At 67.9% G+C, this 6,803-nt stretch carries 8 protein-coding genes; 1 reads left to right on the forward strand and 7 read right to left on the reverse strand.

Translation table 11 applies throughout. The features are described 5' to 3' along the window. Window positions 1-174 precede the first annotated feature (174 nt). Window positions 175-1,011, forward strand: coding sequence for a shikimate dehydrogenase (locus K206_RS39385; RefSeq protein WP_020205447.1), 837 nt, complete (start codon window positions 175-177; stop codon window positions 1,009-1,011). 72 nt (window positions 1,012-1,083) lie between these two features. Here the strand turns inward: K206_RS39385 and K206_RS0126765 are convergent, their stop codons facing one another. The 7 genes from K206_RS0126765 to yjjJ all read right to left on the reverse strand — a co-directional run bounded on the left by K206_RS0126765 (window position 1,084) and on the right by yjjJ (window position 6,647). Beyond that, entirely contained in the window at window positions 1,084-1,404 is a 321-nt protein-coding gene (locus K206_RS0126765) for a helix-turn-helix domain-containing protein (RefSeq protein ID WP_029044134.1), read from the reverse strand. 332 nt (window positions 1,405-1,736) lie between these two features. Continuing rightward, entirely contained in the window at window positions 1,737-2,153 is a 417-nt protein-coding gene (locus tag K206_RS0126770; protein WP_020205449.1) for a PIN domain-containing protein, read from the reverse strand. Then, entirely contained in the window at window positions 2,134-2,373 is a 240-nt protein-coding gene (locus K206_RS0126775; RefSeq protein WP_029044135.1) for an AbrB/MazE/SpoVT family DNA-binding domain-containing protein, read from the reverse strand. Before K206_RS0126775 ends, K206_RS0126770 begins: the two co-directional genes overlap by 20 nt. Window positions 2,374-2,522: 149 nt before the next feature. Then, window positions 2,523-2,816 (reverse strand): hypothetical protein, encoded by a 294-nt coding sequence (locus tag K206_RS0126780; protein ID WP_020205451.1) that lies wholly within the window; start codon window positions 2,814-2,816, stop codon window positions 2,523-2,525. A gap of 403 nt (window positions 2,817-3,219) precedes the next feature. Further along, window positions 3,220-4,371, reverse strand: a complete 1,152-nt coding sequence (locus tag K206_RS0126785) for a CaiB/BaiF CoA-transferase family protein (protein WP_020423930.1) — start codon at window positions 4,369-4,371, stop codon at window positions 3,220-3,222. A gap of 116 nt (window positions 4,372-4,487) precedes the next feature. Then, entirely contained in the window at window positions 4,488-5,240 is a 753-nt protein-coding gene (locus K206_RS0126790) for a hypothetical protein (RefSeq protein WP_020205453.1), read from the reverse strand. A gap of 81 nt (window positions 5,241-5,321) precedes the next feature. Continuing rightward, a complete protein-coding gene (gene yjjJ / locus K206_RS0126795) occupies window positions 5,322-6,647 on the reverse strand; it encodes a type II toxin-antitoxin system HipA family toxin YjjJ (RefSeq protein ID WP_020205454.1) in 1,326 nt (441 codons plus the stop codon). Window positions 6,648-6,803 lie beyond the last annotated feature (156 nt).

Below are 6,803 nucleotides of genomic sequence, written 5' to 3' on the forward strand. Positions count from 1 at the left end.
GGGCGTGGGCCGCGAGGGCTCGCACTACGGCATCGAGGATTACCTCGTCATCAAGTACACCTGCATGGCGGGCATCTAAGCCGGCTGCGCACGGCGGGAGGGCGCGCGTCCCTCCCGCTTTTTCTCGCTTTCTCCCCTTTTTCCCGTCTCCCCGTTTCCCTTCCCACACCCGCCATGCAGATCGACGGCAATACCCGCCTTGTCGGCATCATCGCCGCGCCCGTCGCGCACGTGCGCACGCCGCAGCTATTCAACGCCTCCGCCGCCCGCCAGGGCCTGAACGCGACCTGCGTGCCCTTCCACGTCGAGCCCGCGCAACTGCCGGCCTTCCTCGCCGGCGTGGCCGGCGCGCAGAACCTCGACGGCCTCGTGGTCACGATCCCCCACAAGGAAACCGTGGTCGCCGCCTGCGGCGCGCTGACCGAAACCGCCCGCCTGGTCGGCTCCGTCAACGCCATGCGCTTCGACCGCGCGCAAGGCCACTGGATCGGCGGCAACTTCGACGGCGACGGCTTCGTGGCCGGCCTGCGCGAACGCGGCCACCGCCTCGCCGGCAAGCGCGTGCTGCAACTCGGCGCCGGCGGCGCCGGCAAATCGATGGCCTACGCCATCGCCCGCGAGCAGCCGGCCGAACTGGTCATCCACAACCGCTCCGCCGCCAAGGCCGCCGAACTCGCGGCCAGCCTGAAAGCCATCCTGCCCGCGGTGAACATCCGCGCCGGCGACGACGACCCCGCTGGCTTCGACGTGGTGGTCAACGCCACCGCGCTCGGCCTGCGCGATACCGACCCGCTGCCGATCCCCGCAACCCGGCTCGCCGCCGGCACGCTGGTCTGCGAAGCCGTGGTGCGCGACGGCGACACACCCCTGCTCAAGGCCGCGCGCGAGCAAGGCTGCGCGGTGCATCACGGGCAGTGGATGCTGTATGGGCAGATCGTGGAGATTGCGCGCTTCCTGGGGGTTGGGCTGGAGGCGGCGTTTGTTGAGCGGATATTGGGGCCGGCGGGGTGAGTTGACACGGGCATGCAATGCCGCGGCCGGAACCGTTCAGCAGGTATCCGGCGCGGCCTTGCGGATTCCCACTCAGGCCGCGACGGTAATCCCGGCGGCATGCTTGCGACGCGCGGGCTGCACCACGATCTCCACATGCTGGTCGAGCGACACCAGCGCCTGCATCAGCCGCTCCAGCGAAATATTCTGGAGCTTGTAGCGGCGGACCTGGGACACCTTGGGCTGGGTCATGCCGGTAATGGCGGCCGCCTCCGTCTGGCTCAGGCCCCGCTTGTCGAGCAGCGCATTGAACTTGAACGCGAGCGCGGCCTTTGCGGACAGGTCTTCGGCGTCGTCGAAACCGAGGTCTGCCAGTACGTTGTCGGTGCCCTGGAGTTGGCGCTTGCGATGCATCATGTTCTCCCGTTCAAACCGTGAATTATATCTGTTCGGATATATAATACAGGAAGCGAGGGAAGGTAGCAAAAGAGATTCGCTTTGTCTCTCCAATTCGACTTGCCGCATGCATTGCCTGGCATCCGCCTCCACAACCCTCGAGGGGGAGGGCGGACACAAGGCTCGGGTGAGAGACCGGCGAGAGACGACCGGCAAGCCCGAAGGCTCCTCGCCTTGGTCCGCCCATAGAGCACGCAAGGCGCTTCGTAAGCGGCCCACTTTAAAGGCCAAAACCCTCGAATCCGTTACAGGCTTTTGGCTTTCTAGCGCGCGATGTACGAACAACGTGTTTAGGCATCCGCAAACGGATTCCTGAGCATCAGCCTTCCCTCGATGACAAGCCCGTGATGCATGTCCTCGGTGTAAAGCGTCTGGCAGCCTTCGATGGATGCGGCGGCCACAATGCAGGCGTCATAGAACGATATGCCGTGGCACTCAGCGACCAGCCGGGCATGATCGTGGGTTGCCGCCGTCAACGGCACGACATCGCAAAGGCCTTTCACTACGTCCAGGAATTGCCCGATATCAGCCCACGCCATCTTGAGCTTGCGCGCGCATACATTGGTCACCTCGTTGAGCACCTGCACGCTGATCGTCGGACGGAGCTTGAGCAGCGCCTCTGACCGACCGGCCTTCGCCTCGTCTGCCGACAATAGATAGAGCACGATATTGCTGTCGACAAAAATCTTATTCTTCGTCCCGCGCATTGGCCTCGTCCCGGCTGAACTTGAAGTCGGCGGGCAACTTGCCGCGCAAGCGATGCAGACGTGCCAGCAGTTCGTCAGAGCCCGGCTTCCTGCGTACCGCAAAGGTACGCGGCGCATCGACGACGATCTCAATGTCGTCACCCTCACGCAACTCCAATGCCTCCACGACGCTGGACGGCAGACGCACGGCGAGGCTGTTGCCCCATTTCGCGACTAACATGTGACGCTCCCGGAAGATATACATTTTCATTGTATATCCAAGCGACTGGTATGCGTCGGGCTCCACGGCATGCAATGGCTCCAATGATGGCCCGGCGAGCGCAAACACTCGCCGGGCCGTGCCTCAACTATCAGCGGCCGGTGCGGGTCCTATTCCGTTAAAACCGTTTTCTGTCCCCGCAGCGCTGCCAGCTCGCTCAGCACAAGCGTCTCATGGGCGAGCCCCGCTGCCAGTGAGAAAATTCCGCTTTGTACTTCCTGATTCAACGCCCCGCACGCATTGCCTGACGCGGCATAGTCGCCGGTCATGCAGAGCAGTGCGTAAAGCTGACCTGCTTTCTCTGTCGCCAGGCTCAAGGGCGTTTCGGATGGCGCGTGGGACGTGACGAACAGGTCGGCGCCGGTGTGTTCGGCGGTGATGCCATAGCGGGTGTGTTTAGGCATGGCGCGCCCTCCTGAACGATACGGATGCGCGCGGGAGGGTGGTGATGGAGATTGCAATTTGCCCGGAATGGGCGAGCGAAGACCGTTGCATGGAGCATGCCTCCTTCTTTAGCGGATTCGATCCCGCTCCCCGCTGTCAGTCGGGGTGGGCGGGCGCAAGGCAAGGTGACAGACCGACAAGAAGGCGCCGGCGAGCCCGAGGGCTCCCCTGCCCAGGCCCGCCCGTATAGGCGTGCAAAGGCACGACGGACGCAATCATACCGCCTTGCGGCGGGCGTCCACCTTCTTGTTCGAGCTGTCAACTCGGTCGCCACAATCGCAGCGACCCGGCCAGTATAGATTCCTGTGCAGCGCCCAAACCCATCGGCAACAACTTTTAACCCTTGTTGCCGCACCCGTCGCCTCAGATCGCCCCATCGGCACGCAGCACGGCAATCGCCTGCGCGTCCACACCCCAATCCCGCAGAATCGCCCCGCTGTCCGCCCCCGGTTCCACCGGCGCGCTCGGCACGCCAGCCGGCGTGCGGCTGAAGCGCGGGGCCGGGGCCGGCTGCACCACGCCGTCGATTTCCAGGAAGGTCTCGCGCGCGCGGTTGTGCGGGTGGCGGGTGGCCTCGTCCCAGTCGAGCACGGGCGCGAAGCAGGCATCGCTGCCTTCGAGCAGTTCGCACCATTCGTCGCGCGTGCGGGTCAGGAACATCTGCGCCATGCGGGCCTTGAGCGCGGGCCACTGGCGCTTGTCCAGCTGCGCGTCGAAGGCGGGGTCGTCCAGCCCGCAGCGCTCGCGCAGCAGCGCGTAGAACTGCGGCTCGATGGCGCCCACGGCCACGTATTTGCCGTCGGCGCAGGTGTAGGTGTCGTAGAAGTGCGCGGCGCCGTCGAGCAGGTTGTCGCCGCGCTGGTTGCTCCAGCGCCCGCCGGCCTTGAAGCCGTACATCATGGCGCCGAGCAGCGCGGTGCCGTCGGTCATGGCGGCGTCCACCACCTGTCCCTTGCCGGACTGGCGCGCCTCGGCGAGCGCGCACATCACGCCGAACGCCAGCAGCATGCCGCCGCCGCCAAAGTCACCGATGTAGTTGAGCGGCACCGCCGGCGGCCGGTCCGGGCGGCCGATGGCGTGCAGCGCGCCGGCGATGGCGATGTAGTTGATGTCGTGGCCAGCGGCCTGCGCGAGCGGCCCGTGCTGGCCCCAGCCGGTCATGCGGCCGTACACCAGCGCGGGGTTGCGCGCGAGGCAAGCGTCGGGGCCCAGGCCCAGGCGCTCCATCACGCCGGGGCGGAAGCCTTCGATCAGGACGTCGGCGCGGGCGATCAGGTCCAGCACGGTCTGCGCCGCGCCGGGCTTGCGCAGGTCGATGGCCAGCGAGCGGCGGCCGCGCGCGGTCACGTCGCAGCGGGCCTTGCCGGCGCTGGTGGCGGCGGGCGCGCCGGGCGCCCGCGGCCGGTCGACGCGGATCACCTCGGCGCCCTGGTCCGCCAGCATCATCGCGCAGAACGGCGCCGGGCCGAGCCCGACCATCTCCACCACCTTCAGTCCCGCCAACGGTCCCGCCATGTCTTGTCTCCGGTTGTCTGCGCTGCGCCGGGCCCATCCCCGGATGCGTCTTGCCGGATAGTTTGCCACGGCCGCCGCCGCGGGAAATCGTCAATACCGACGAATCCCGGCCCGCCTCACGCTGCAAGCACCGCGAAGGCGGGCGGGTTGGCGGCCAGCGCGCGCCGCAGGGCGTTGGCGGTGAGCTCCTCCAATGCTGCCGGCACGGCCTGCCCGCTTCGCGCCAGCGCGCCAGCCACGCTCACCACCTTGTCGGCGCGGTAGCGGCGGCCGCTGCCGATGGCGGCCTCGAAATCGTTGGCGCGCCGGTTGATCTCCTCCGGCTCCGCCGCCACCAGCAGCACGGCGTGGGCCAGCACCACGTGCAGCGCGGCATCGGCGGCGCCGGCCGCCCGGCGCCAGTATTGCGCCGTGCCGGCGATCTTGCGCGCGTCCGTCTGCGGCCCCCACGCGAGATTGAAGCGGCCGTCACAGAAAGAGCCATCCACGGCCTGCCAGTGCGTGCGCAACCCAAGCTCGGCCAGCGCGCCGGCCAGCACTTCGCACAGGTGCAGGTAGACGCGTTCCGCGTGCGTGCCCGCGCCGCCGCGCACCGGGTAGGCCAGGCTCAGGTTGAGGATGCCCGGGCCCTGCGGCACCAGCCCGCCGCCGGACAACCGCAGCCATACCGGACAGCCGCGCGCGGCGAAGTCACGGCGCGCGGCTTCCAGTTGCGCATGGCGCAGGTAGCTGCGCGGCACCACCAGCGACACCGGCGCCTGCCACAGGTGCGACAGCCAGCGGCCGGCGGCGGCCTGCTCGAGCATGGCGTGCTCGGCGTGGAGGGGATCGGGGTCGGTTGGGTCGGGGGTGAAGGGGGTGAAGGGCATGGGTTGCGCCGTAGTGTGGTGACGTTGCACGGATACCGCTGTTCAATACCACCTCGCCCTCGCCCGAGTGGTGACTTGCCTTCAGGCCAGCCGTTCGAGTTGCTGGCCGACGTCATCCAGCCATGCCTGCTGCCGGCCGGCAATCGCGGCGAATCCCGCGCTGGCCAGCGGATGGCCGGCAAGCCGCTGCCAGTAAGCGCGGGCCAGCGGCAGCATCTCGTGCCAGACCGCGACCGGCGGCTGCGCGGGCGGCGTGAGCGGGTCGAGGTCGTCGCGCATGGCGCCGCTGTCGTGGGGCCGCAGGCCCATCGGCAGCATGTCGTAGGTCGGCGTCAGCGGAAACGGCAGCGCGCCGTCATGCAGGAAGGCCAGGTTGCCGAAATGCATGTCCGTGTTGCCGATCAGCCGGCCGAAGGCATAGAGCCGGCCGGCATCATGATGTGCTTGCTGCGTGATCACGCCCTGCGCGAACAGCGCGTCCGTCACGGCCGGCCACGCACTGCTGCCGCATCCGACGAACTCCGCGTCCAGCGCGTCCAGCGACACCACGCCGCGCCGGCCGCCCTGCTCGGTGCGGTCGAAGCGGGCGACCTGCAAAAAGCGCTGGCCGCCGGCATCCAGCAATTCGCTCTGCGCCGCGGGCAAGCCGTGCCCGGCCAGGTGCCGCAGGGCGAGGTGCTCGGCCAGCAGCAGATCCCGCCAGCGCTGGCTGATCGCGCTGTCCTGCGCGGCGCTGAACTTGACCAGCACATCCCGCCCGTCCACCTGGACCGCGAACTTCGGCTGCTCGCCGCCGGCGCTGGAGCCGATCCGCTCGCCCGCCATCGAGCGCGCCGCCAGTTCCGGAAAGCGTTGCGCGCGCTCGCCGGCGGCGATGCCTTCCGGCCGTTGCGCGAGCCAGGCGTCGCGGCTCAGGTCGCCCAGCAGCAGGTTGCCGGTCACGTCATGCTGCCCCGCCGCCAGCGCGACCAGCACGTGGTCGTCGGTCCAGTTCCGCGGGTCGTCGGGCAGGCCGAGCCCGGCGGCGCGCTGGCGCGCCCAGTGCCGGCCTAGAAAGCCCTGCGGGCGCATGTCCTGCAGCCACCACGGCAGGCCTTCGAAGTGGCGATCGGGCTGGCCCGCCTCGCGCACGACAAAGCCCGGATGGACTGGCAACAGTTCGCCCCATTGCTCCAGCCTGCCGGCGGCCGTGACACGGTACAACGCCAGCTGGGCCTGCCCCGCCACGCTGCGGCGCGCCAGATACTGCGCGGCCTTGGCCTTGCCGATGCGCAGCACACGGTCGCTCGCGGCCGCGATGCGGCGCGACAACGTAGGCTGGCTGATCCCCAGCCGCTCGCACAGGTACCCCGCGTTGGCGGGGCCACTGCCAAGCGCGTCGAGCAGCGCGGTGATGTGGGCAGACATGAATAGATACTGAATGGATCGATGTACGAGAAAATGATTGTATATCAATCGCTTAGTAACGTCTTATCCCATCTTTGCCGTGGAATATGAATAGATATTGAATAGATACGAAAGTGCCTTTCACGTTCCACGACCCTCTTCACCCCCCTCTTCACC

The organism is Cupriavidus sp. WS (genome assembly GCF_000395345.1).
Classification (GTDB): Bacteria; Pseudomonadota; Gammaproteobacteria; order Burkholderiales; family Burkholderiaceae; genus Cupriavidus; species Cupriavidus basilensis_B.

Excerpts from the sequence above, each read along its gene's own strand:
- K206_RS0126780 (WP_020205451.1), bottom strand. The coding sequence starts at position 2,816 with ATGCCTAAACACACCCGCTATGGCATCACCGCCGAACACACCGGCGCC.
- K206_RS39385 (WP_020205447.1), top strand. The coding sequence starts at position 175 with ATGCAGATCGACGGCAATACCCGCCTTGTCGGCATCATCGCCGCGCCC.
- yjjJ (WP_020205454.1), bottom strand. The coding sequence starts at position 6,647 with ATGTCTGCCCACATCACCGCGCTGCTCGACGCGCTTGGCAGTGGCCCC.
- K206_RS0126775 (WP_029044135.1), bottom strand. The coding sequence starts at position 2,373 with ATGTTAGTCGCGAAATGGGGCAACAGCCTCGCCGTGCGTCTGCCGTCC.
- K206_RS0126765 (WP_029044134.1), bottom strand. The coding sequence starts at position 1,404 with ATGCATCGCAAGCGCCAACTCCAGGGCACCGACAACGTACTGGCAGAC.
- K206_RS0126785 (WP_020423930.1), bottom strand. The coding sequence starts at position 4,371 with ATGGCGGGACCGTTGGCGGGACTGAAGGTGGTGGAGATGGTCGGGCTC.
- K206_RS0126790 (WP_020205453.1), bottom strand. The coding sequence starts at position 5,240 with ATGCCCTTCACCCCCTTCACCCCCGACCCAACCGACCCCGATCCCCTC.
- K206_RS0126770 (WP_020205449.1), bottom strand. The coding sequence starts at position 2,153 with ATGCGCGGGACGAAGAATAAGATTTTTGTCGACAGCAATATCGTGCTC.